19 protein-coding genes are annotated in these 22,311 nt (G+C 54.4%); 7 read left to right on the top strand and 12 right to left on the bottom strand.

Features of this window, described 5'->3' with window-relative positions; translation table 11 throughout:
- The 4 genes from SMB34_RS18740 to SMB34_RS18725 all read right to left on the bottom strand — a co-directional run bounded on the left by SMB34_RS18740 (position 1) and on the right by SMB34_RS18725 (position 3,890).
- Positions 1 to 1,449, bottom strand: coding sequence for a GGDEF domain-containing protein (locus SMB34_RS18740; protein WP_037992349.1), 1,449 nt, complete (start codon positions 1,447 to 1,449; stop codon positions 1 to 3).
- A gap of 30 nt (positions 1,450 to 1,479) precedes the next feature.
- A complete protein-coding gene (locus SMB34_RS18735) occupies positions 1,480 to 2,628 on the bottom strand; it encodes an ABC transporter substrate-binding protein (protein ID WP_037992347.1) in 1,149 nt (382 codons plus the stop codon).
- A 131-nt stretch (positions 2,629 to 2,759) separates the two neighbouring features.
- A complete protein-coding gene (locus tag SMB34_RS18730; RefSeq protein ID WP_167332788.1) occupies positions 2,760 to 3,503 on the bottom strand; it encodes a glycerophosphodiester phosphodiesterase in 744 nt (247 codons plus the stop codon).
- Between the two features lie 201 nt (positions 3,504 to 3,704).
- Positions 3,705 to 3,890, bottom strand: a complete 186-nt coding sequence (locus SMB34_RS18725; RefSeq protein ID WP_037992343.1) for a hypothetical protein — start codon at positions 3,888 to 3,890, stop codon at positions 3,705 to 3,707.
- Between the two features lie 300 nt (positions 3,891 to 4,190).
- Between SMB34_RS18725 and SMB34_RS18720 the strand changes: the two genes are divergently transcribed.
- Entirely contained in the window at positions 4,191 to 5,342 is a 1,152-nt protein-coding gene (locus tag SMB34_RS18720) for a M24 family metallopeptidase (RefSeq protein ID WP_037992455.1), read from the top strand.
- A gap of 69 nt (positions 5,343 to 5,411) precedes the next feature.
- Here SMB34_RS18720 and SMB34_RS20810 read toward each other — a convergent pair whose 3' ends face one another.
- Both SMB34_RS20810 and SMB34_RS18710 read right to left on the bottom strand, forming a co-directional pair.
- Positions 5,412 to 8,000, bottom strand: coding sequence for an ATP-binding protein (locus SMB34_RS20810; RefSeq protein WP_051682418.1), 2,589 nt, complete (start codon positions 7,998 to 8,000; stop codon positions 5,412 to 5,414).
- Positions 7,975 to 8,859, bottom strand: coding sequence for a phytanoyl-CoA dioxygenase family protein (locus tag SMB34_RS18710; RefSeq protein WP_037992341.1), 885 nt, complete (start codon positions 8,857 to 8,859; stop codon positions 7,975 to 7,977). Before SMB34_RS18710 ends, SMB34_RS20810 begins: the two co-directional genes overlap by 26 nt.
- Before the next feature lie 13 nt (positions 8,860 to 8,872).
- Between SMB34_RS18710 and cobD the strand changes: the two genes are divergently transcribed.
- Positions 8,873 to 10,063, top strand: a complete 1,191-nt coding sequence (gene cobD / locus SMB34_RS18705; protein ID WP_240478873.1) for a threonine-phosphate decarboxylase CobD — start codon at positions 8,873 to 8,875, stop codon at positions 10,061 to 10,063.
- 12 nt (positions 10,064 to 10,075) lie between these two features.
- On the opposite strand, the gene SMB34_RS18700 is transcribed toward cobD, so the two are convergent.
- Complete coding sequence (locus SMB34_RS18700; protein ID WP_037992339.1) at positions 10,076 to 11,668, bottom strand: sigma-54-dependent transcriptional regulator; 1,593 nt, start codon at positions 11,666 to 11,668, stop codon at positions 10,076 to 10,078.
- A 169-nt stretch (positions 11,669 to 11,837) separates the two neighbouring features.
- Between SMB34_RS18700 and SMB34_RS18695 the strand changes: the two genes are divergently transcribed.
- Positions 11,838 to 12,143, top strand: a complete 306-nt coding sequence (locus tag SMB34_RS18695; protein ID WP_007090765.1) for an STAS domain-containing protein — start codon at positions 11,838 to 11,840, stop codon at positions 12,141 to 12,143.
- A gap of 3 nt (positions 12,144 to 12,146) precedes the next feature.
- Entirely contained in the window at positions 12,147 to 14,213 is a 2,067-nt protein-coding gene (locus SMB34_RS18690; protein WP_037992337.1) for a SpoIIE family protein phosphatase, read from the top strand.
- Between the two features lie 16 nt (positions 14,214 to 14,229).
- Here the strand turns inward: SMB34_RS18690 and SMB34_RS18685 are convergent, their stop codons facing one another.
- The 3 genes from SMB34_RS18685 to SMB34_RS18675 all read right to left on the bottom strand — a co-directional run bounded on the left by SMB34_RS18685 (position 14,230) and on the right by SMB34_RS18675 (position 18,047).
- The gene (locus tag SMB34_RS18685) at positions 14,230 to 14,823 is read right to left on the bottom strand and encodes a hypothetical protein (protein WP_037992336.1); all 594 of its coding nucleotides are present in this window, start codon (positions 14,821 to 14,823) and stop codon (positions 14,230 to 14,232) included.
- Between the two features lie 291 nt (positions 14,824 to 15,114).
- Positions 15,115 to 17,115 carry a putative bifunctional diguanylate cyclase/phosphodiesterase gene (locus SMB34_RS18680; RefSeq protein ID WP_037992334.1) on the bottom strand — a complete coding sequence of 667 codons (2,001 nt, stop codon included), beginning with the start codon at positions 17,113 to 17,115 and terminating at the stop codon, positions 15,115 to 15,117.
- A 227-nt stretch (positions 17,116 to 17,342) separates the two neighbouring features.
- Entirely contained in the window at positions 17,343 to 18,047 is a 705-nt protein-coding gene (locus SMB34_RS18675) for a helix-turn-helix transcriptional regulator (protein WP_037992333.1), read from the bottom strand.
- A gap of 125 nt (positions 18,048 to 18,172) precedes the next feature.
- Here SMB34_RS18675 and SMB34_RS18670 point away from each other — a divergent pair, with 125 nt between their 5' ends.
- On the top strand, positions 18,173 to 18,610 hold the full coding sequence (locus SMB34_RS18670; RefSeq protein ID WP_037992330.1) for a VOC family protein: 438 nt from the start codon (positions 18,173 to 18,175) through the stop codon (positions 18,608 to 18,610).
- Positions 18,611 to 18,679: 69 nt separating this feature from the next.
- On the opposite strand, the gene SMB34_RS18665 is transcribed toward SMB34_RS18670, so the two are convergent.
- The gene (locus SMB34_RS18665) at positions 18,680 to 19,303 is read right to left on the bottom strand and encodes an alpha/beta family hydrolase (protein ID WP_037992329.1); all 624 of its coding nucleotides are present in this window, start codon (positions 19,301 to 19,303) and stop codon (positions 18,680 to 18,682) included.
- Between the two features lie 227 nt (positions 19,304 to 19,530).
- Here SMB34_RS18665 and SMB34_RS18660 point away from each other — a divergent pair, with 227 nt between their 5' ends.
- Positions 19,531 to 20,112, top strand: a complete 582-nt coding sequence (locus SMB34_RS18660; protein WP_037992328.1) for a hydrolase — start codon at positions 19,531 to 19,533, stop codon at positions 20,110 to 20,112.
- A gap of 104 nt (positions 20,113 to 20,216) precedes the next feature.
- On the top strand, positions 20,217 to 21,275 hold the full coding sequence (locus tag SMB34_RS18655) for an AbrB family transcriptional regulator (RefSeq protein ID WP_037992326.1): 1,059 nt from the start codon (positions 20,217 to 20,219) through the stop codon (positions 21,273 to 21,275).
- A gap of 71 nt (positions 21,276 to 21,346) precedes the next feature.
- On the opposite strand, the gene SMB34_RS18650 is transcribed toward SMB34_RS18655, so the two are convergent.
- Positions 21,347 to 22,267 carry a DMT family transporter gene (locus tag SMB34_RS18650; protein WP_037992325.1) on the bottom strand — a complete coding sequence of 307 codons (921 nt, stop codon included), beginning with the start codon at positions 22,265 to 22,267 and terminating at the stop codon, positions 21,347 to 21,349.
- Positions 22,268 to 22,311 lie beyond the last annotated feature (44 nt).

Below are 22,311 nucleotides of genomic sequence, written 5' to 3'. Positions count from 1 at the left end.
TCAGGTGCTGATCTGATCGGCCAGATTGGCAAGGTCGACAGGCACACAGCGATTTCGCCCTGTTTCCTTGGCTTGATAAAGTGCGGCATCGACCAGCGAATAAAGAATGTCGGCAACATCTGTGTTTTCGCGGGATTTCAGCAATGCAACGTTTTTGGCAACTTGCGCATCCAATTTGCCAGCCGTCCCCTGTGCAGGCAGGGATATCACCCCGAAACTTGACGTGTAGTTCAAATGCTTGCCGCCGAAGCCAACAGCATCCTGTTCAAACGCGCTCCGAAGACGCTCTGCAAGGATCATGGCACCTTCCGCCCCCTCCCCCGGAAGAAGAACCGCAAACTCTTCCCCGCCCAGTCGGGCTGGCAAATCGATATCACGCAGGCTGTATTTCAAAAGCTTTGCCAGTGATACCAGAACCGCATCTCCGGCCTGATGACCATAGGTATCATTCAAAAGCTTGAACCTATCAATATCGAGCAAAATGATACTCATCGGCGTATCGCGACGCTTCCAGATCGAAAGGTTTTCTTCAAGACGCATCATAAAAATGCGACGGTTGGCAAGACCGGTCAACGGGTCTGTCGAAGCCAGCACTTCAAGCTTTCCCATGGCTTCATTCAATGCGCGCGTCCGACTTTCAACCCGCGTTTCCAGATTGACATTTGCGTCCTGCAAATCATCACGCGCGCGCTGCAACTGCCCGATTTGCCCCCGTATCATGCCAAAAAGCCCTACCGTAACCGAACTCAGCAATTGCACTTCATCGTCATGACGGTACGTTGGCGGCATATCCAGCGACCGTTTAACATCCGACGGATCGGAATTGACGATGTAATGCGCCAGCTTCACCAAGGGGCGCGAAAACACAAAATAACTAAGCGAGGCAAATACCACCGCCATGGTGACCGCAAAAACCATGTTGGCCAAAAACGACCAGGCAGACCGCGACATGAACGCAGTTACATAAACCTGGGGATTCAGGCCAACGACCAGTGTTCCCAAGGCATCGGCAGACGGGTTGTTTTCATTTTGAAGCGGGATTTCAAGCTGCTGCAAACCGCCAAACAACTTTTCCGCCCATCGCGAGGTTGGAATTTCCCCTAACGGACGTTTTCTTTGATAAAGAACGGAGCCATCGCCAAGCTGTATTTTGACACTGGAAATGGATCTTTGCAGCATCATGCCGCGCGCCATGACCTCGGCCAATGCTGCATCCTTTTTTGTCACCGCTTCGGCCGCCACAGGCAGGCTGCTATCAACAACACGCTCGTTGGCCTGCTGATAGACACCCTCAAGCCATTGATAGTCGGTGAAAATCTGAAAAGCCGTGATAACAAAACCAAGTAGCATTGCGGCCAACAGGGAATATTTAAGCTGCCTTGTCGCAACAGAACTGCCAAGCTTCAGTCCAGACAGGTCCTGAACGGTATCCTTTCCTGTCTTAGACACACGGCACCCTTTCCATTAAAGCCAGTCCAATCAGCGCGACGGTATTGGCCAATCACGTTCCTGCGCCGAATTCAGTTCCTCGATCCTGAACCGATAGTCCCTTTGTTCCGGATTGTTGACAAGGCTGAACTGTGAAAAATCAATCTTATTCCAGTCACGGTCGCCAAGAACCTGCTTGTAGGTCTCGAAATTATCCCGTGTTATTGCCTGCATTCCGAAAGATACTTCGGGATTTGTTATCAGTTTTTCAATGCCTTCAAGGTAATCTTTTAGCAATACCATAATCCACGCACCCGCCAGAAAATGTCCGCCATGCGTCATCGTCATTTTGCCACTGGCAACATTTTCCAATCCTTCGGCGGACCAGTTCAAGCCGCCAACAAAGACATCCTTCCCGGGAACTTTTCCGAATTCTTCGATCGCCTTGATTGCACCAAGGGCGATACTGTCATTGGCAGCCCACACCGCATCCAGACAGCCACCTGTGGCAAGCCATTCCGCAGTCCTGCGATAGGCCTCCTCAAATGACCAATTGACCACAAGGCGACGCTGTTCACGAAGCAAGGGATACTGTTCCAATGCCATATCAAGCCCCCGGAGCCGCTGCAGCGACGCCGGTGTCATGCTGTCCCCGGCCAAAGACAAAAGGCAAAGGTCTTTGCGCAAACCGCCATTATGTGCGTCCTTCGCGGCAATAGCCAACGACTGGGCAATTTCAAATCCGGCACGCTCGTTATCAGGAACCAGCGTCGCAATCCAGAAGCCGAGTTCCCTGCCCGGTCGGCCAAATCGCTGCTTTTGTTCATCGGTCAGATCATTGAGCAGCATCAGAACCGGAATGTTGCGTTCCTGCGCCTCAAGAACGATCCGGGTACCTTGCTGATGTTCATTAACCGCGATGATGTAATCGGGCGGGGGATTCATGGCAAAAACACGATTGGCGCTTTCGGCCATCTGTTTCCAGTCACGGTCACTGTCAAATACAACAAGGTCAAAACCGAACTGATCGGCTGCGGCCTGCATGGTGTCGCGCACGTCTTTCCAGAAACCGCGATCACCATAACCCGGATTGATAAAAGCGATGCGCGGTTCGGAAACATTGTTCAGGTCACGCGCATCAACATGCATCGCGCCCCCCAAAATCGCGCACAGCGCAGCGATCCAGCTTACAAGTTTCAAAGACTATTCCCTCGACACCGGTCACAGGCCTTTCCCACCGTGCAAAGGACGATGATCGCCTGTTTATTTTCAGTGTCGCCGCATTAACCAATTATATCCGAAAGGTCAAATCAAGTTGGCCTACGGAAGGATCAGATCGTCTGGGCTGCACCATCCAAACGCAACATGACTTCCTGCTGAACCGCGCGGAAAAGCGCCGCATAATCCAGATTGACATAGTCAATCTGCCATTCGACAAGTTTGGCAAAAAGTTCCGCATTGGGCGTATCGATGAAAATCATCGTCTCAAGACCACGCGCCTTTGCTTCATGTATTGCGTCGCGCGTCACATTTTCCTCAAGAAATTCGAAAATATGTGCCTGTTCATGATGGATCGCCTGTTCTAGCGAACCGGCAATATGAAGCTGCACATTGCGCCGGATATCCGGTGCAATCCGGCGCAGGTCGTCACGAATGTCGGCAGAAAAAGAACTGACAAAAACATCGTTTCCGAAGGCAAAACCATCAAGCATGTCGACAACCCTGCCCGCATCTGCCTGCTTGATCTCGCAATATATTTTCACCCGCCCCTTTAGACGGCGCAGAAAGTCTTCAAGCCGCGGCACCGGCTCGCCTGCGAATGCCGGATTGAACCAAGACCCGGCATCCAGCCGGTCAATTTCCGCGCTGGTCATTTCCGCAATGGCACCGGTGCCATCGGTTGTCCGATCCACGGTTGCGTCATGCATGACATACAGAACTTCGTCGGCGGACTGACGCACATCGAATTCGATATAGTCCGCCCCCGCCACAATCGCACTTTCGGCGCTGGCAAAGGTATTTTCCGGCGCATTAAGGCTGTCGCCACGGTGATAAACAAGTTGTACTGGCTTCACGGGATCCTCCATATGGCTCGACTGGCCATAGGGAAGGTAGGTCGACAGTCCCGCGCGCAGCAAGCATGTCAGGTCAATTTAACCTTACTGTTACCTTGCCTGTTACCTCCCAAAACCGCATCCGGAAGATATCAGGCACAAAAATTATGTGGCGCCCCGCAAACAGCAGGACACCCAAAAGTCGCCGAAAGGAAGCCCAGTCTAACCAATATCGCGCAACGCACGGGCCAGTTCGTCAGTCGACATACTCGCGCGGTTCTCGATCCCGTGCTGCTTGGCAAGGTGATAAAGATCGTCGCGCCGCCATTTTTCATAGGCCGGTTCGAACTGTCTTTCTCGCGATGACGTTGCCGGCGCATTTCCAGAAAATTTCTGATAGCTAGCCACTTTTGCCTCCTGAGGGGGATGGTCTTAAGCGGAACTGGCATCGGGCAATTTCGATGCCCTTTGTGACACTGCCATTACATTTCATGTGGGATGGAATAAAAAAATGTCTACGGTTTCGAACAAAATTTACTGACTTCTTTCGGTAATATCATGATCTGAAACGACAATCCCGGAAAGACCGCCGCCCAACAATTGCAATTTATCAACAAAACATCATTGGATCGTATTTTTTACTATTTCGTGTTCACGGAGTTTGTTAGCGTCATTGGCAAATCAACAATCACAATCAGGGAAGCCCCCATGGCATTGCATTTTGAACGCGCCGAACTATCGGCCCGCCGCGCAAAAACGGTTGCACGTCTTGAAGCCGCCGGTCTTGATGGCCTGCTGATGTTCCGCCAGGAAAGCATGTTCTATCTGACGGGGTATGACACGTTCGGTTATGTGTTTTTCCAGTGCCTGTATCTGGGGGCTGACGGCCGCATTGCCCTTATTACCCGCGCACCGGATTTGCGTCAGGCACAACATACATCCGACATCGAAGATATCCGTATCTGGGTCGATGGCCCGGATGTGAACCCTGCATTGCAACTGCGCGACATGCTGGCGGAGTTTGGCTGTGGTGGCAAAAAACTTGGCGTTGAATACGATGCCTATGGGTTGACCGCCGCCAATGGCAAAAAGCTTGATGCAGCACTTGACGGTTTCTGCACGCTTACCGACGCATCCCGTCTGGTATCGGAACTGCGCGTTGTCAAAAGCCCGGCGGAACTCGACTGTATCCGCACCGCCGCCAGTCTTGCCGATGACGCATGGGATGCCGCCCTTGAAACCGTTCATGCAGGTGCGTTTGAAGGCGACATACTGGCCGCCATGCAGGGCGCTATTTTCAAAGGGGGCGGGGATTATCCCGGCAATGAATTCATTATCGGAGCCGGACGCGATGCACTGCTTTGCCGTTACTTCACCGGGCGCAAACATCTGGCTGACACTGATCAGATCACGCTGGAATGGGCGGGAGCTTATCGGCATTATCATGCTGCGATGATGCGCACCATTCCAATCGGCAAGGCAACATCGCGCCACGTTGAAATGCACAAGGTCGCAACGGATGCCATGATCGCCTGCCGCGATGCGCTTAAACCCGGAGAACCAATCGGCAAGGTATTCGATGCCTATGCCCGGGTTTGCGATGCAGGCGGCATGAAAGCCCACCGTCTAAACGCGTGTGGTTATTCAATGGGGACAACCTTTGCCCCGAACTGGATGGACTGGCCGATGTTTTATCATGGTAATCCGGTGATTGCCGAACCGGGCATGGTTTACTTCCTGCATATGATCCTGATGGACAGCGAAAGCGGCATCGCCATGTGCCCCGGCCATTCGGTGATTGTTACCGAAACCGGCAACGAAGCCATATCACGTCATCAACTCGACCTGGTCACGCGCTGATATACAAAGCGGTTTTCCACAAAAAGGCCTGCTCGAATATGAAGCGGGCCTTTTCGTGTATTGCAGCTATCAGTCCTGCAATGCCTTGCGCATGGCATCTGCCGTGTCTTCGGCAAGACGATCCAGTTTGGCAATCCGGTCATGGATCACCCCATCAAAGTCGCCTTCATAAAGTTCCAACTGGCGGGCATCGACCGCCAGCTTTTCTGCCGCAAGGTTTGCCGCCATTCCCTTGATCGTATGTGCCGCACGGCGAAGGCTTTCGCGGTCACCATCGGCAATTGCTGCGATGATTTTTTCGCGTTCTTCCTGATACGACGCCGGCAGCAGGTCAATCAGGCTGGCCATCTGATCGGCACCCAAGGCACGACTCATTTCCTCGAAACGTGTTTTGTCGATCAGATTCATTTTTGTCTCTTTGGCAGATATGTTTGCTTTAGCCGGCTCGGGCACGGGTTTTGTGTCTCCCCTTGCGTTATCACTGTTAACCGTTCGCGTCGGACTATCTACGGGCAAGGCGTCGGGCAGGTTCACTTCCATATCGGCATCTGTAACCTGCAAACCGGATGTTACAGAATACCCGCCGCCACGGTTTCTCAGGAAGCGTAACAGAACACCGTAAAGCCTGCGTTCTTCGACAGGCTTGGTCATAACCTCGTCCATGCCCGCCGCCAGAAAGTCACGATGGCGATCACTGAATGCTTCGGCCGTTACACAAATGATCGGAACACGTCCACCTCTGGTGACACGTTCCAGTTCACGGATATGGCGGGTCGCCCCCTCGCCATCCAGAACCGGCATATGGGCATCCATCAGGATCGCATCATAGTCACTCTGCTGGAAGGCATGCACGGCTTGGCGGCCATTGGGTACGATATCGACAACCAATCCATAACGCAGCAACAGCCCGCGGATCACGTTGGCATTAATCTCGTTATCCTCGGCAACAAGAATGCGACTACCCGAAAGAACACTGTCACCACTGCTCTCGGCAATCTGGCTGCCCCCATGCTCATGCCGTTCCGATCGGCGGGCTTCAAACGGCAGCCACACATCAAATCGCGTTCCCTTGCCCTCGGTACTATCGACCTTCATGAAGCCGCCCATCAATTCCGTCAGACTGCGTGCAATCGAAAGACCAAGTCCCGTTCCACCATATTGCCGCATGGTGGAATTGTCGGCCTGGCTGAAGGGGGAAAATATCTGTTCCTGACGATCCCGCGGAATTCCGATGCCGGTATCGATAACGGCAAAATGGTAAACTTCCTCATCCGCAATCAGGTCGCGCACCCGTTCCGGTACATTTTCCTCCCGGGTGACTTCCAACCTTACCGATCCCTTCCGGGTGAATTTCACTGCATTTGATAACAGGTTCCACAGGATCTGGCGAAACCGGACTTCATCACCGGTAAACATCCTTGTTGCCAACGACGCATCATCACAATGCAGGGAAAGGTTCTTTTCGCGTGCCATGTCGGCAATCGCACGAAACAGATCATAGGTAATGTCGGATGGGTGAAAGGGGCGTTTCTCCAACTCGACCCGACCGGCCTCGATCTTGCTCATATCAAGGATATCGTTCAAAAGCGCCATCAGCGCCCGCCCGGATGACAAGATCGCACTGACCCGTTCCTTTTGCGCATCGTCAAGCTGACTTTGCCGCAACAATTGCGCCATGCCCAGAATGCCATTTAACGGCGTTCTGATTTCGTGGCTCATGGTCGCCAGAAATTCGCTTTTGGCCGAACTTGCCTGAAATGACTGTCGATAATGGCTGCGCAATTCCAGCAACATGAAAGCCAGAGCAAAACTGTAACTGATCAGGCGCGATGGAATGATGAAGCGCGCGACAATATCGGCGTGTTCCGGCCCGAATACGAAAAATGCCAGATGATTGAAGCAGCCAATCAGCAGCGTGAAACAGATCAGGCTTTCGGAAAGGGAAAACCGGTAATGGCACCGTACCAGATACCCCGCCGCCCCGGCAAAAATCATGATTGTCGTCGGAAACAGGATAAGCGTGCTGATATTTTGCAATGCCCCGCTGACATCGCTTGAAACACCGGGCATGAACCAGACCAGAAATGCCTGAACCGCGACACCGGCGATGATCAGCCCGGGCACCATTGCCCACACCTGATCAGTACCCTGACGGCTTTCATGACGGTTTGCGACATGCCAGCTCATGACAACCAGCCAGAAAGAGCCCAGTCGTAACACAAGAACCAGAAGGCCGGTAAAGGAACCAAGTGCCTGTTCCTGCCCCAACAGGCTGCTGGCCGCAAGAAGGTTGGGAATACCCAAAAGGTCGCTGATCAGCAGCACCCCCATCGCGGCCGCCAAATAGAAAATCTGCTTGCGCTTGGTGATGTCGAACAGGATCCAGCCAATGCACATTGACAGCAGCGCGATGAATTCCACGACCACCAGAACCGAGACGGTAATGCCCGACACCAGATCGTCATCAAGCGACGAGAAAAGCAGAAACACAGGAGCGATGGCACAGAAGGCAAGAAATGCGACACCGGGAAGGCTCAGCATTTTTGGCATATTGGCATCGACCCCGGTTCTGGTCTTTTTGACCGTTGTTAGTGTGCCATTCCGGCATCTGGAACGCGATGCAGGGCTTTTGTCATGCCCAACCTGACAGTTCGGCATGAATGCTGTTTGCCCATCGCAGGGTATCGTCGTCCATCGATTGCATATGCCGGTATTTCGCAAATTGCTGCACGATCAGTTCAAGCCGTTCATGAAACGCCGGTGGCTGGTCCAGATCAAGCAGACGATCCGCCAGGGGATCAAATGCTGCATTCTGAAATTCAAGCGACAGACTGATCCTTGGTTCGGTGGCAAAGGTACTGGCGCGCCCACCCCAATGATACAAGTCCTGCCGCCATCCCATCACGGTCCCCGGTCTCGCGGGTAGTGCCCGAACATCTTGCAAAACAACATCTTCCGGTTTAGCAACAGGGCAAGGATAACACTTTTCAAATGAACGCGGCAATACGTACATACAGCCGTTGTCGGGGCTTGCAACGCCCAGTGGCACCCAAAGTGACAGGCTGATCAGCATGTCATCGCCAATAACACTTTCTCCCTGATAATCGCGATGCGGCGGCCACCCGCGCCCGCCCCGCCCCGGATCGACATGCCATGCCCAGAAATGCGGAAGCAGCTTTACCCGATCCCCCAGAAAATGGGTCAGCAACGGGCGAAGCCGCATGAAAACCTGCCATGCCTCGTCATACAGATAGATCATCGCTGGCGGCAAACCGTTGACCACCAATGTTTCAATCCCGGTGCGCAATTGCGCAAGACTTTCAACAGGCAACAGATCATCAATCAGGAAATATCCATCCTGCCAGAACCGGTCGGAATGCGCCGAACCGTCAAATCCGCCCTTGTCATAACCGACCGACGGCACATCACAGATCCTCGCACCGGCGGCGGAAATTGTCAGTTGCGGGTTGATCGAAAGCCAACTTTCACGTTGGCAGGCCTGAAACGCAGTCATCATGTCGGAAAATCCAATGCAGGGTCTGGCGGACGATACGAAGTCACCTGCTGCCGCGCAAGTCCGACTTGCGCCCGACCCTGTCACGCGTTACGCAGATAGCATTAAGTTTTACCGCTCTGTATCCCCATTTCGGGCCAAAGGCACATTCATGATCCTGCAATCCCCATCCCATGGTGGCGCTATCGATGCGGCGGCCGAAAAATATTGCATTGCCGCACCGGACTGGCTTGATCTGTCGACGGGGATCAATGCAACCGCCTGGCCAATCGCCGCGATTGATGCCATCCATTGGCAACGATTGCCGCTGGCAAGTGAACTGGACGCCCTGAAACAGGCCGCAGCGGACTATTACGGCATTTCACATCCCAACCAGATTGCCTGTGCGCCGGGAACGCAGGCATTGATCCAGACCATTCCCTTCTGGTTTGCCGATCAGGACAGAACCGCAACCGTTCACATTATCGGTCCGACATATGCCGAACATGCACTGGGCTGGAAACGTGCCGGGTTCCGAACGGAAACCGTCACAACAACACCGGAAAACCGGGTATCGAACATGGCCGATATCCTGCAATCCCCTGGTGGCCGCGATGACATTGTCATTCTGGTTAATCCGAACAATCCCGATGGCGGCCTGATAGACCAGACCACCCTGACAGAACTTGCCCAAATGGCAACAGAACATGGCAAATGGCTTCTGATTGACGAGGCCTTTATGGATTGCAGCCCGGAATACAGCATTTGCAGACAATGCCATAAATTCGAACACATGATTGTCCTACGTTCATTTGGCAAGTTTTTCGGCCTTGCAGGATTACGTCTTGGATGTGCCGTCATGCCCCCGGAACTGGCCGCTGATCTAACCGACCGGATCGGTCCATGGGCTATCGCGGGCCCGGCACTGACCATCGCGCGGGCGGCATTTGAAGATCGGGTATGGCAAACCGATATGCGCCATCAGTTGTCAATCGATGCAAACCGCCTTGATAATCTGATTGCCAGCCTGACCGATCTGGAACGGGTCGGCGGCACCATACTGTTTCGGCTATATCACGGAAAGAATGCCGCAAAGCTTGCGCACCATCTGGGCACGCAGGGCATTCTGGTCCGGTTGTTTGATGATCATGCTGACCGTGTCCGGTTTGGTCTGCCGGGCTCGGAAAAGGACTGGATCAGGCTGGAAAAGGCGCTGGCAGGCCTTTAAAAGCTGTCTTGTCTATTTCGCCCCGTTTTCTTCCCACGCCTGTTTCTTGCGATAAATCGTCGATGGACTGACGCCCAGGGCATCCGCTGCACGCGGGATCGAGCCACCGCATCGCGCAATTGCTTCTTCAATCGCCTGCTTTTCCACCAGCCAAAGCGGCTTGATCCCGGCATAGCTGCTGTCTATCGGCAAACCGGTTGGCATCGGTGCCATGCCAAACCGGCCATTCGCGCCAATCATGGCAGGGGCCATATCCATATGCTTAGGTTCCACCCCGTCGCGCAGGTTGCGCGCCCCGGCCAAAAAGGCCAACGCATCCGGGTCCCCTTCCCAAAATCGACCGGCATCCTCCAACCCGTTTGAGACGACCGGATGGGGCGGAGGTGCTTCGATGGATTCCGACCCAAAACGTTCGTCGTCCGTGCCGCTGTTAACCGGTCGGGGCACCATCGACATGGTGACTTCGGTGCCATTATTCAGAACGACAATGTTGCGGATGATGTTCTGAAGCTGACGAATGTTGCCCGGCCAGGCATAGCGCGCAAACAGGGCGGCGACATCGGGGCTGAAGCGTTGAAAATCGCGCCCTTCTTCTCGGGTAAAGCGTTGCAGATAGAAATTGGCGATCTGCAGGATATCGTCATCGCGATCACGTAAGGGCGGCATGTGAAGCGGAATTACATGAAGACGGTAATACAGATCTTCTCGGAAACGCCCGGCACGCACTTCTTCAAGCGGATCACGGTTTGTTGCACAAACAAACCTTACATCCACGCTTTCAATCGAACTGCCACCGACTTTCTGGAATGTGCCGGTCTGAATGAACCGCAAAAGCTTGGTCTGCAGATCCAGATCCATCTCGCATATTTCATCCAGAAAAAGGGTCCCGCCATCGGCCCGATGTGCGGCCCCTTCGCGGTCGATTACGGCACCGGTGAACGCGCCTTTGACGTGACCGAAAATCTCGCTTTCCATCAGGTCTTTGGGGATCGCACCACAGTTTAGCGGAATAAACGGCTCGTTAACCCGCTCGGACCGACGGTGAATGGCTTCTGCCGCAAGTTCCTTACCGGTCCCTGACTCACCAGTGATGAAAACCGTTGCCCGACTGGGGGCCGCATTTTCAATGATACGATAGATATCATGCATCGTGTCCGACGCGCCGATGATGTCAAAATACATCTCGTCGACGGTATCGACGCCATCAGATTTTTGGACCGCATGACTGATCGCAGACCGGCCTTCCAAGGCATCACTGACCGTGATCCGAAGCTTGTCGGCGGTAAAAGGCTTCAGAAGAAAATCCCACGCCCCGTCTCGCATCGCCTCGACCGCGACATTGACCGAACCGTGGGCGGTAATCACAACCACCTTGCATTCCGGTGCGGCCTGATGGGCGGCGCGCAGAACATCACGCCCATCCATGTCCGGCAGGATAAGATCAAGAACCAGAACGTCAGGCGGATCATTTCGCAGTCTTTGAATAGCATCACGACCAGTGACGACATGCTCGACCTTGTGGCCATCCGCGCGCAAGTAGTCCTGATACACCCGCGCAAGCGACAGCGTGTCTTCGACAACGATAATGCGTGCCTGTTCTGGCATTTTGCCGTTCACGTCCCGATCTATTCATCTACCGGAACCATACCGATAGTGACATTACATGCACAACTGCTAACCTCTAGTCAGCTGATTCGTTATCTCATAGAAATCAGCTTTTGGTTAAAAAAGGCATAGTTTCAGTAACATTGCTCGCATCCGGGAGTATCACGGCTTGAATTACACCACCGAAAAATCCGGCGACACGATCAAGGTCGAACTGAATGGCCGATTTACATTTGGGGACCATTCCAGTTTTCGCAAACTGATCGAAGAAATCCGCAGTCAGGAAGCCGAAACACAAATCCTTGACCTTTCCGGGGTCGAGTTCATCGACTCAGCCGGGCTCGGCATGCTGCTGCTCGCCCGTGACGAAGGTGAGAAGTCGCGTGCAACGGTCATTCTCAAAGGCGCGCAGGGACAGGTAAAACGCATGCTCGAAGTTGCCCGCTTCGATACCCTGTTCAAGCTGGAAGACTGACACATGCCGACAACCGGCGAGGCCAACCCGCGCCCCCTTGTTGCGGTTGCCGAACCGCTTGACCAAGCCCGCGCGGCAAAGGTTCTGGGGGGGCAGCATATTTTCGGTGATGGCGCAGGCGCGAATGCGGAACTTTTCTTTGGCCGAAGCCCCGAAGATTTTGAACACCGCAACCGATATCAATTATGCCTGATACCGTCCGAAACCGGTCGGGAATGGCTTGGCGCGCTGGTGCGCCTCAACTGCAATTATTTTGTCGAATGCTATGACGGGCTTGATCTGGGTGATCTTGGACCCTTGCGAACCGCCAAACGGGGCGCGAATTGGGACCTTCTGGTCTGCATGTCGACGCAAAGTGCCTATCAACTGCCAATGGCACGAAAATTCGTCACCGCCCTTCGCCACCGCGGCATCATTCACGATACCATCGCGCCGACGGTCGAAATGGCCGTTCAGGAAGCGTTTGCAAATTCGATGCTTCACGGCAATCTGGAAATGAATACGACAGGCCATCTGTCGATGGACCGCTTCAACGAATTGGGCGAGGAAACGGCGCGCCGCCTGGCATCCCCGATCCATGGCGGCCGCGCGATCATGCTGACGGCGAAAAAACGGCGCAACGGCAATGTCGAAATTTCGATCCATGATCAGGGCAGAGGTTTTGTCCCGCCCGATGAGACACCGCTTCCCAAATTACCCGGCGCTGAATCCACCTTTGGCCGTGGCCTGCCATTGATCCGAAGCCTTTGCCACGATGTCACATTTGACCGTGGCGGGCGAACAATCCGGCTGACTTTTGCCCCCGAAACAGCCGCATCACTGCCGCTTAATACCAATTTCGTCGCGGGTCTCGAGGCCGCCGAACGGGCCGCCGGGGAAGGAGACCTTCGCAACCCGCGTGATGCGATGATCCTGATTGCCGATGACACCATGATATCGCGTGAAATCATCGCGTCGTATTTGCGTTCGGACGGGTTTACCAATCTGGTTTTCGCCAAGGACGGCGAAGATGCACTGGCACAGGTGCAAAAGCACAATCCCGACCTGATCATCCTTGATATCATCATGCCCAAAATGGATGGTTACGAGGTATGCAAGAGCCTGCGTGCCGACCCGCTATTTGCCGAAACCCCGATCATTGCCCAGACCGCGCTTGAAGAAAACGAAGGCCGCACGCGGATTTTCGAGGACGGAGCGACCGACCTTATTTTAAAGCCGCTAAACAAGGCGGAAATGATCGCGCGTACGCGTATCCATCTTGAAAATCGTCTGCTGGTCAAACAGTTGCAGGCCTATCAGGAACGTACGCAGTCCGAACTGGAAATGGCGCGTGACATGCAGGAAATGCTGATCCCCAAGGCGGAACAATATCGGGGTACCGGCCTTGAATATGGCATGACCATCAGTGCCAGCTTCCAGATGTCATCTGAACTTGGCGGTGACATGTGGGGACTGGCCCCGATTGATGATGACCGGCTGGGTGTTTACATCGTTGACTTTGCCGGTCACGGACTTGGTGCCGCACTCAATACATTCCGCCTTCATTCCCTGATCTGGTCAGATGACCAGCATGATGATGATCCGGGTGTCTATCTGGAATCTCTTAACCGCCACCTCAAAGGTCTGCTCCCGGTCGGCCAATACGCCACGATGCTGTATGGTGTTATCAATCGAACCGCCGAAACATTCCGCTACGCCAGTGCGGCCTGCACCTCGCCAGTTCTGGGCAACATCAAAACCGGTGAAACCACGTTTCTTGATGGCTCTGGTGTGCCGCTTGGCGTTATCCGCGATGCCCGATATGAAACCCGCGAAATACCCTTCGGGATCGATAATTTCCTGCTGCTTTACAGCGATGCGTTGATCGAAACCGTGCTTGATGATGGGGCTTTTCTTGAAGGTGAACGGCTTTTGAAAATGGTTCAGGACATAATTTCCGAAACAGGCGGCATGACCGACCTGGCATCCCACCTTGCCGATCAATTCATGGATCGCGCACCGGTCAAGCTGCATGACGACTTCACCGTCGTATCATTACAGCCCAATGCCCTTACCCGGTCAGGAAAATAACATCAGGCACAATCAGCTAATTCAAAAACCACGGCTGGGGCGGTGAGAGTTCCCGTTCCGGCATATGATCCTGCAAATCCCAGATATGGGTGGTATCGGTCGTAACCTTTGACGCAGAAGATCTGCTTTCCTGAATGCGGCTTGTGATCACGGATCGTATCAATGCCGCAAGCCCCTTGCGTGCGCCCGCGTGATCCGGCTCTCTCGACAGGACCGCACCCAATTGATCGAATGCCTTCATGCGATCACAGCAAGAGACAAGATCGGCGGCCACCACGCGCAACTCGCGGGCATCGGGCCGCAGGCTGATTGCGATTTCCAGATGTTCAAGCGCGATGTCGCGTGATCCGTTCTGCAAATAGGTCCGGGTCAATCCCAGATGCGTTGCCGGATCAAGATCATCCAGCAACAAGGCCCGTCCAAACGCATCAAGTGCAAGACTGCCAAGCCCCATATCCAGCAGAACATGCCCCATTACCCGTAATCGGGCGGGTTGGTCAGGCAGTGTATCAATCAGATGACGAAGACGGGTGCGAATTTCAGGCGCCAGATCAATGCCATCAATCTTGACAGCGGCTATCTGGGATGAAATGTGCGTCTGGCCTGACATCTGTCCGAAGCCCTGTTCCCGTCTAAGATGGCGAATCGTAACGACTCGCCTGAATCCTTGCAATAGCCAATAAAAACAACGAGTCGTTTCAATTGCTTAGATCGGCCGCAAAATCGGTATCCGGTGCAGTCCGGCGCGCGACGCGGGCATATGCCACTATCTGCCATGCCGGATGACCAGAAGAATACCCTGATTGGGTTGCGGGAAGATTAACCGCGAAACCGACATCAATAGGGCAAAGATGCAGCCGGTTTTGCCCTATTTGCGATCACCCGCTTCATGATGGAAACGTTATGATTTTGCGTCGACCTGTCGGACATCCGATGGGGTTTCTGTCCGATCCCGATCTGCCACATTGGGCAAGGCATCCCAATCAATGCTGGCCGATGGCCGGGCAAAGAAATATCCCTGTGCGAGACGCCCGCCAAGACGTAGGACCTGGTCGCGCTGTTCGTGTGTTTCGATCCCTTCGATCACGCAATCGGTGCCCAGATTGTCGCACATGTCGATCACGGTTTTGACAATCCGCTGGCTGCGTTCGCTGGTAACAATCGGTTCGATAAAACTGCGATCAATCTTCAGACAGTCGAATTCCAGTTCATGAACATAGCGCAGGCTGGAATATCCGATCCCGAAATCATCCAGCGCAACCTTTGCACCATGGCGACGCAGATAACGAATGCTGGCACGGGCCGACACAAAATCGCGCAGCAAAGCCGTTTCCGTCACTTCAAATGTCAAACGTCCCGGATCAATCCCAAAGAATTTGATCTGGTCAATCAGCCAGTGCGCCATGTCGGGCAGAACAATATCGCGGGCCGACAGGTTAAACGACAGCGGCACATCCTGCGGCCAGGTTATCATGGATTTCAGGGCCTTCTGAAACAGGACCGCTGACAAAGTTCCGACCTGTCCGGTTTTTTCGGCCACCGGGAAAAACATTTCCGGCGAAACCCGCCCCATTTTGTCATTGTCCCACCGCGCCAAAACCTCGACCGAATGCAGTTTGCCGCTGCGCAAATCAAAAACCGGCTGATAGTGGATCGACAATTCTCTTTCCAGATCGGCCTTGCGCAACGCCTGTTCAATCTGACTGTCATGACGGATCAGGGTTTCATGATGGGCGGCAAACAGAACCGGATGACCGGGCATGTTTTTCTTGGCGTAATAAAGCGCGAAATCGGCGCGCTCGAACAGGGCATTGGGTTCGCGTGCCACCGCCGGATAAGTCGCAAAACCAAGCGATGCGGAAAGCTGTACTGTACCCCCGCCAACTTCGAATGGATCGTTTAACGTTCCACACAACTCCCGTCCGATGCGGATCAGTTCAGTCGCATCCGTGACACCGTCAAGGATCACACCGAATTCATCACCGCCCAACCGCGCCAACAGGACATCCGGCCCCAGAATCTCGCGCAGGCGGGCGCTGGCTTTGACCAGCACATCATCACCAGCCGGATGGCCATGCACGTCATTGACAGGCTTGAACCCGTCCAGATCAATCATCGCAATCGCAAAACGCCCGCTGTCCTTTGCGCGCGCCACCGCTTCGTCAAGATGGGAAAAGAATGCACGTCGGTTGGAGAGTCCGGTCAACGCATCAAGAAAGGCCAGTTCACGGTTCTGGTTGGAAAGTTCGATGGTTTTAGCGTGCTGCCTTTCCAAATCGATTTGGGATTCCACCAGTCCGGAAAACGCCGCGTAATAGCTTCGGATGATCTGGACGATCATCAACGACACCATCGCCATATTGGCCGCAATCGCGACATAGACCTCGTTCCCGGTGGTCCCGAAATGCAGGATGAAAGATCCCAGAACAATTATCACAACCAAAAGGGCTGCCGGGGGAAAATGCAGAAGGCAAAAGATACAACCGACCACGGTGATCGATATGAAATAGGCGACATGCCCCTGCTGATAGGCATCACCATAGCCAAACATCTTGATTGCCCATGCGGTGAAGACAACGCTGATCACGACGGCCAGAATGCGGATACGGCGCAAATGCAGCACCGCACTGGCAAAATCATTTGCCGTATCACGCAATCGCATCCACGCAAGTCCGCGGATCAGACACACAATCCCCAGAACGGCTGGAATATAAACCGTCATCCAGTCAGGTGCGGTTCCGTAATGCGTGAAAGCCAGCGCGACCGCATTGGCAAACAGAAGGATGTATAGCAGCGGGATTTGACGGGAAAGGGCCTTGACCTGTGCGCGAACCAGTTCGGGTTGATCTTCCCGAACGCGGAACGTCCCGACAATGTTCCGGCACAAATCCTTTAACGCCACACCGATGCGCTTTCCCCGTGGTTTTCTTACTACAGGAAAACCTTATACGAAAATCCGCGGCAAATGCAGCCCTTTCAGTGCGACCTTAAACAATCGGATGATTTTGCCGCGATTTCCCTGAAAACTTTTATCCTTTGCTGCCGGGTTTCAACTTTTTGCGCCTGGCTTTGGCAGCCTTTGCCGATACCACACGATGCGCCGCGCCAAGGGCCATATGGACAAATTCGTTATCGTCCGATGCCATTCAGAATTTCCCCCTCGACGCCTTCGGAAATCAGGTAATCGCGCAATGTCCGCCCTGGTGTCGGGCGAAAATGATCGGTGGTGATCTGCATGTTCTTAATGCGATCTGCGCGAAAAACGCGGAAGGCCTGGCGCAGCTCGCACCAGCTTGCCAACAGCCAGATGGTGCCAAAAAACAGCATCCCCAACGGCCAGACCCGCCGGTTGGTGTCGTCCCCCTTGGCATCGGTATAATCGATATTGATCAGATGCCGTTCGCGAATGGCACGCCGCAAATCGGGCATCGAAATTGCAATCGGGGCCTGGGCGATTTCGGCAATCGCAATCGGCACCCCGCCAATAAGGCCCCGCATTTTTTCCGGCAAGACCGCCTCGATCTTGGTCAGGGCATCGCCCGCGGCACGTGCCATTTGCGGATCGGTCCAGCTTTGCACCATGCGGGCGGCAACCACCAGTGCCTCGATCTCGTCAGCGTCAAACATCAATGGCGGCAGGTCATATCCATCGCGCAGGATATATCCCACACCCGCCTCGCCTTCGACCGGAACACCGGACGCGGCAAGATCGCGAATATCGCGGTAAATCGTGCGTTCGGAAACTTCCAGTTCCTCGGCAAGTTCGCGCGCCCGGCAAAGTTTGCGACGGCGTAAAATCTGCACAAGACGGAAAAGTCGGTCGGCCCTTCTCATGTTCGCTCCTTTCTCAGCATGACCGAGAATTTATCATAACGCTCCTGACAGGCTCCTGTCAGGAGGCATGTGCAAACATGACAATTATCGGGAACAGGGTTTCAACATTCGTCAGGAGAAAACCAATGAAAGTCACCAGCGCCTTTCCGATTATCGTCACCGAAAAGCTGGCAGAAAGCCGGACTTTTTACGAAGAACTCGGCTTTGTCGCTGTCTTTGCCGGCGACTGGTACATTCACCTTGTCTGGCCCGACTGCATGGAAGTCCAGATCGGCCTGATGCAGCCAGACCACCCGACCCAGCCGCCCCTGTTTCAGGGTCGCACAATGGGCGAAGGCAGTATCTTTGGGATCAGCGTCGACAACGCCAAATCCGCCGCCGACGAACTTCGCGCCAAGGGTTTTGAATTCGCCCTTGAACTCCGCGATGAACCATGGGGCCAACGTCATTTCACTCTGCTTGACCCCAATGGAGTAAGGATCGATATCGCCAGTCAGGAAGCGGAAATGAGTGATGAATATGCCAAGGATTTCCTGATGCCGGTCGAAAGCATCCCGGCCTGATCCCTTCGCGTCACCACCAATCGATGTTTTTGCCACAAACATCAAAAGCGGGATGATGCAGTCATTGCATCATCCCGTTGTCTTGACAAAGTTATCAATCGCGGCGACCACACCGGCAATATTGCCTTCCTGTGTGTGGCCCGACTTCTTGCGTGGTTCAAAATCATGATTGCCGTCAGAAACCCAGTGCACCGCCACCGCATCCGAAAGACCATAACCCGCCACTTCGTCCGGGCTACCAAACGGATCGCGCGTTCCGTGGCAGATCAGGGTTGGTGTTTTCGTTTTCTGTAAATGCGCAGTCCGCAGGTTTTCGGGCTTTCCCGGCGGATGAAAGGGATAACCAAGGCAGACAACACCGCGCACGCCAAGATCATCTGCGGCCATACTGGCAATCCGTCCGCCCATTGATTTGCCACCGATCACAAGATTTTCAGGTGTGCCAAGCTGTTCCACAACCTGTTGATGAGTTTCAATCAGAACCGGGACCCTATCCGGCCCACGCTTTTTCCCGTCCACCCGGCGTTTCGCCATATAGGGAAATTCAAACCGCGCCACGCGATAACCACACCCGGCAAGTCCCAAGGCCATTTCATTCATGAACGGGCTGTCCATCGGTGCCCCCGCCCCATGCGCAAGCACAATGGTCTGTCTGGCATCATCTGGCCCGTCAAAGACAAAATCGATGGTCATGGCAATCGGGTTTTCCTGTTCTTGCGGTGTTCAAAAACATAAGCCATCGCGATTAACCGGGCCAAGTTACAATCCCCTGCCTGCCCGCTGTTTCCCCGCTATTCATCCGAAAAACTCGCCATATCAGTATGTTTCGGTTTATCATCACACTCCCCAAAGCAGTGCGCCAACCCAAATGGCGTCACCATCTGCCCCGATCCGATACCTTACCCCAATCAGGTGTTCCCATGTCGAAAGATCAAATCCTGCTGGACCCGGCGCGTACCGCCCTTGTCATGATTGATCTGCAAAACGGCATTCTGGCCCAGCCTCTGCATCCGCGAAGCGGTGATGCGGTGCTCGAAAATGCCCGCAATCTGATCGCCAAATTCCGTTCGGCCAACGCCCCCATCGTTCTGGTCCGCGTGTACTGGTCTTCTGATATGGCCGATGCCCCGCAACAAATGGTCGATCTGCCATCCGTCCCACAGGAATGCCCGCCCGAAGATTGGGGCACCCTTGCTGATGGCCTGCAACAGCCGGGCGACATCGCGATTACCAAACATCAATGGGGCGCGTTTTACGGCACCGATCTTGATTTGCAGCTTCGCCGTCGCGGCATCGACACCATCATTCTTGGCGGTGTTGTCACCAATTTCGGCGTTGAGTCGACCGCACGTTGCGCCTGGGAACACGGCTATAACGTCGTGATTGCCGAAGATACCACCGCCACCAAATCAGCCGAAATGCAACAGTTTTCAATCACTGAAATCCTGCCACGTATTGCGCGCATCCGCCAATCAACCGAACTGACCTTTGCCGCCCAATAATCATCGCTGCCCCAAACAAAGGCTTTCCCGTGCCAGATACCTCGCCCCACGCGCCCAGGCCCAAACAATCCGAACCGCCCTCAGATCGGGAAAAGCTCGGCAAAATGCCGCATCTCCTGCAATGGGGATTGCTGATCGGTGTTTCGCTTGTCCTATCCGTGATCCTGCATGATGCCGATATCCCCGCCGCCCTTTTGCTCGGCCCGATGATTGTCGGCATTGCCATGGGTACCAATGGCGCCACCATTGCCATGCCAAAGCCGATCTATCTTGGCGCACAATCGGTGCTTGGCTGCATGGTTGGCGGGTCGATGACCGCCGGGATCATCACATCCTTCATGCATGACTGGCCGCTTGTTCTGGGCGTTACGGCACTGACATTGATCGCCAGCAGCTTTCTGGGTTGGGTTCTTTGCATCAAGCAGGTTCTGCCGGGGACGGCAGGCATTTGGGGATCATCACCGGGTGCGGCCTCCGCCATGGTCATCATGGCCGAGGCCTTTGGCGCCGACGCCAGGCTTGTGGCCTTCATGCAATATGTCCGGGTGGTGATTGTGGTTGCCGTCGCGTCAAGTGTTGCCAATTTCTGGGTCGATCCAGCACTTGCCGCGGCCAATCCGCATCAATGGTTTAGCCCGTTTGATATTGGCGATTTCGGCATCACATTGGCAATTGCCGTCATCCTCTGCATTGTCGGGGCAAAGTCACGTTTGCCATCGGGGCCGCTTCTGGTGCCGATGATCGTCGTGATGGTGCTAAGCATCACCGGTATGGTCGATATCGTCCTGCCAGAATGGTTTCTTGGTCTGACCTATGCCGTGATCGGCTGGATGATCGGATTGAAATTCACCCCTGCAGTATTGCGCCACGCGGCCTATGCCCTGCCGAAAATCCTGATTTCAATTTTCGTTCTGATTGCGTTCTGTGCCGGGATTTCGGTTTTGCTGGTGATCTTCATGGATGTCGATCCGCTGACCGCCTATCTCGCCACCAGCCCTGGCGGCCTTGATTCGGTTGCCATCATCGCGGCCAGCACCAATGTCGATCTGTCCTTCATTCTGGTGTTACAGGCAACGCGCTTTTTCATGGTGCTGCTGTTTGGTCCGCCCCTGGCCCGCATGGTGGCAAAACGCACCGCACAATTCCCGGATCGGATTGTATAAAAGCGTTGCAGACACCTGCAAACGGGCAAAACCCGTTGGCGGTGTCTGCAAATCGACAAGCCCGCAACGGGTTAACGCAGAACCCTGCGAAAAACACCCGATGCGACCATCACCCCGAAAATCACCAATCCTACCGCAATCGCCAGCGCAAGATTGCCTTCCTCGCCAAGCAGGAACACACCGCCCAACGCGGTCAATGCCGGGGTCATCGCGCCAAAGGCTGATGCACCGGTCGATCCGATGTGACGCACCGCAAGCCCATAAGTCACGACCGCAACGCATCCCGCCAGCAATCCCTGTGTCACAAGCAACAGCAACACATCATCCATCGGCGCATCGGGGATATGGCTTCCGGTGAACAGCGCCACCACCGCCATAATCACAAACGACCAGAACCCGACAAATGCCGCCGCTTCCAGCGCGCCAAGGCCGCTTTGGCGCATTGCATGGGTATAGCACGCCCACATAAACGCCCCGGCCGATACAAGCCCATAGCCATAAAGGATCGTGTCGCCGGTCGAATGACCGGGTTTAAGTACCGCCAGAAGGACGATACCGGTAATCACCGTGGCATAACCCGCCAACCGAACCCAGCCCGGCCGTTCGCTAAACATCACAACCGCGATCAGAACCGCCCAGACAGCCATCACACCGGGCAGCAAAATGCCCACATGGCTCGCCGGAACATATTGCAGCGCACTGGCGACCAGTAACGTATAAAACGCCCCCGATCCCACCAGCATAATCAGACCATTGGCAATCGAAAGCCCCTTGGGCCAGATACCGCGTTTAAGCCAGATCGGGGCCAGCAGCACAAACGGCACGACAAAGCGCAAAAGCCCGATATCGACCGCGGTAAAATCCGATGTCATGGCATAGCGCGTGACAATCAGCCACGCCGCCCAGATCGTCACCGTCGCCAGGGCCGATGTCACACCGACCAGACGGCTTTCCGTTGCCGGTGAAACAGCAACAGCAGAAGTTCGAGACATATCAGCATTCCCGCTAAAGGGTTGATTTTGCAAAAATCAGACCA

It is taken from the genome of Thalassospira permensis NBRC 106175 (assembly GCF_000714555.1).
Lineage (GTDB): Bacteria > Pseudomonadota > Alphaproteobacteria > Rhodospirillales > Thalassospiraceae > Thalassospira > Thalassospira xiamenensis.
The sequence above is the reverse complement of the archived record's forward strand: the minus strand, read 5'-3'. Positions and strand labels throughout refer to the sequence as shown.

Bases quoted from the DNA above. Each gene is read 5' to 3' on its own strand.
- SMB34_RS18670 (WP_037992330.1), top strand. From the start codon at position 18,173: ATGAAAGTCACCAGCGCCTTTCCGATTATCGTCACCGAAAAGCTGGCA.
- SMB34_RS18650 (WP_037992325.1), bottom strand. From the start codon at position 22,267: ATGTCTCGAACTTCTGCTGTTGCTGTTTCACCGGCAACGGAAAGCCGT.
- cobD (WP_240478873.1), top strand. From the start codon at position 8,873: ATGCAGGGTCTGGCGGACGATACGAAGTCACCTGCTGCCGCGCAAGTC.
- SMB34_RS18710 (WP_037992341.1), bottom strand. From the start codon at position 8,859: ATGATGACTGCGTTTCAGGCCTGCCAACGTGAAAGTTGGCTTTCGATC.
- SMB34_RS18690 (WP_037992337.1), top strand. From the start codon at position 12,147: ATGCCGACAACCGGCGAGGCCAACCCGCGCCCCCTTGTTGCGGTTGCC.
- SMB34_RS20810 (WP_051682418.1), bottom strand. From the start codon at position 8,000: ATGCCGAACTGTCAGGTTGGGCATGACAAAAGCCCTGCATCGCGTTCC.
- SMB34_RS18675 (WP_037992333.1), bottom strand. From the start codon at position 18,047: ATGAGAAGGGCCGACCGACTTTTCCGTCTTGTGCAGATTTTACGCCGT.
- SMB34_RS18660 (WP_037992328.1), top strand. From the start codon at position 19,531: ATGTCGAAAGATCAAATCCTGCTGGACCCGGCGCGTACCGCCCTTGTC.
- SMB34_RS18655 (WP_037992326.1), top strand. From the start codon at position 20,217: ATGCCGCATCTCCTGCAATGGGGATTGCTGATCGGTGTTTCGCTTGTC.
- SMB34_RS18685 (WP_037992336.1), bottom strand. From the start codon at position 14,823: ATGTCAGGCCAGACGCACATTTCATCCCAGATAGCCGCTGTCAAGATT.
- SMB34_RS18720 (WP_037992455.1), top strand. From the start codon at position 4,191: ATGGCATTGCATTTTGAACGCGCCGAACTATCGGCCCGCCGCGCAAAA.
- SMB34_RS18700 (WP_037992339.1), bottom strand. From the start codon at position 11,668: ATGCCAGAACAGGCACGCATTATCGTTGTCGAAGACACGCTGTCGCTT.
- SMB34_RS18665 (WP_037992329.1), bottom strand. From the start codon at position 19,303: ATGACCATCGATTTTGTCTTTGACGGGCCAGATGATGCCAGACAGACC.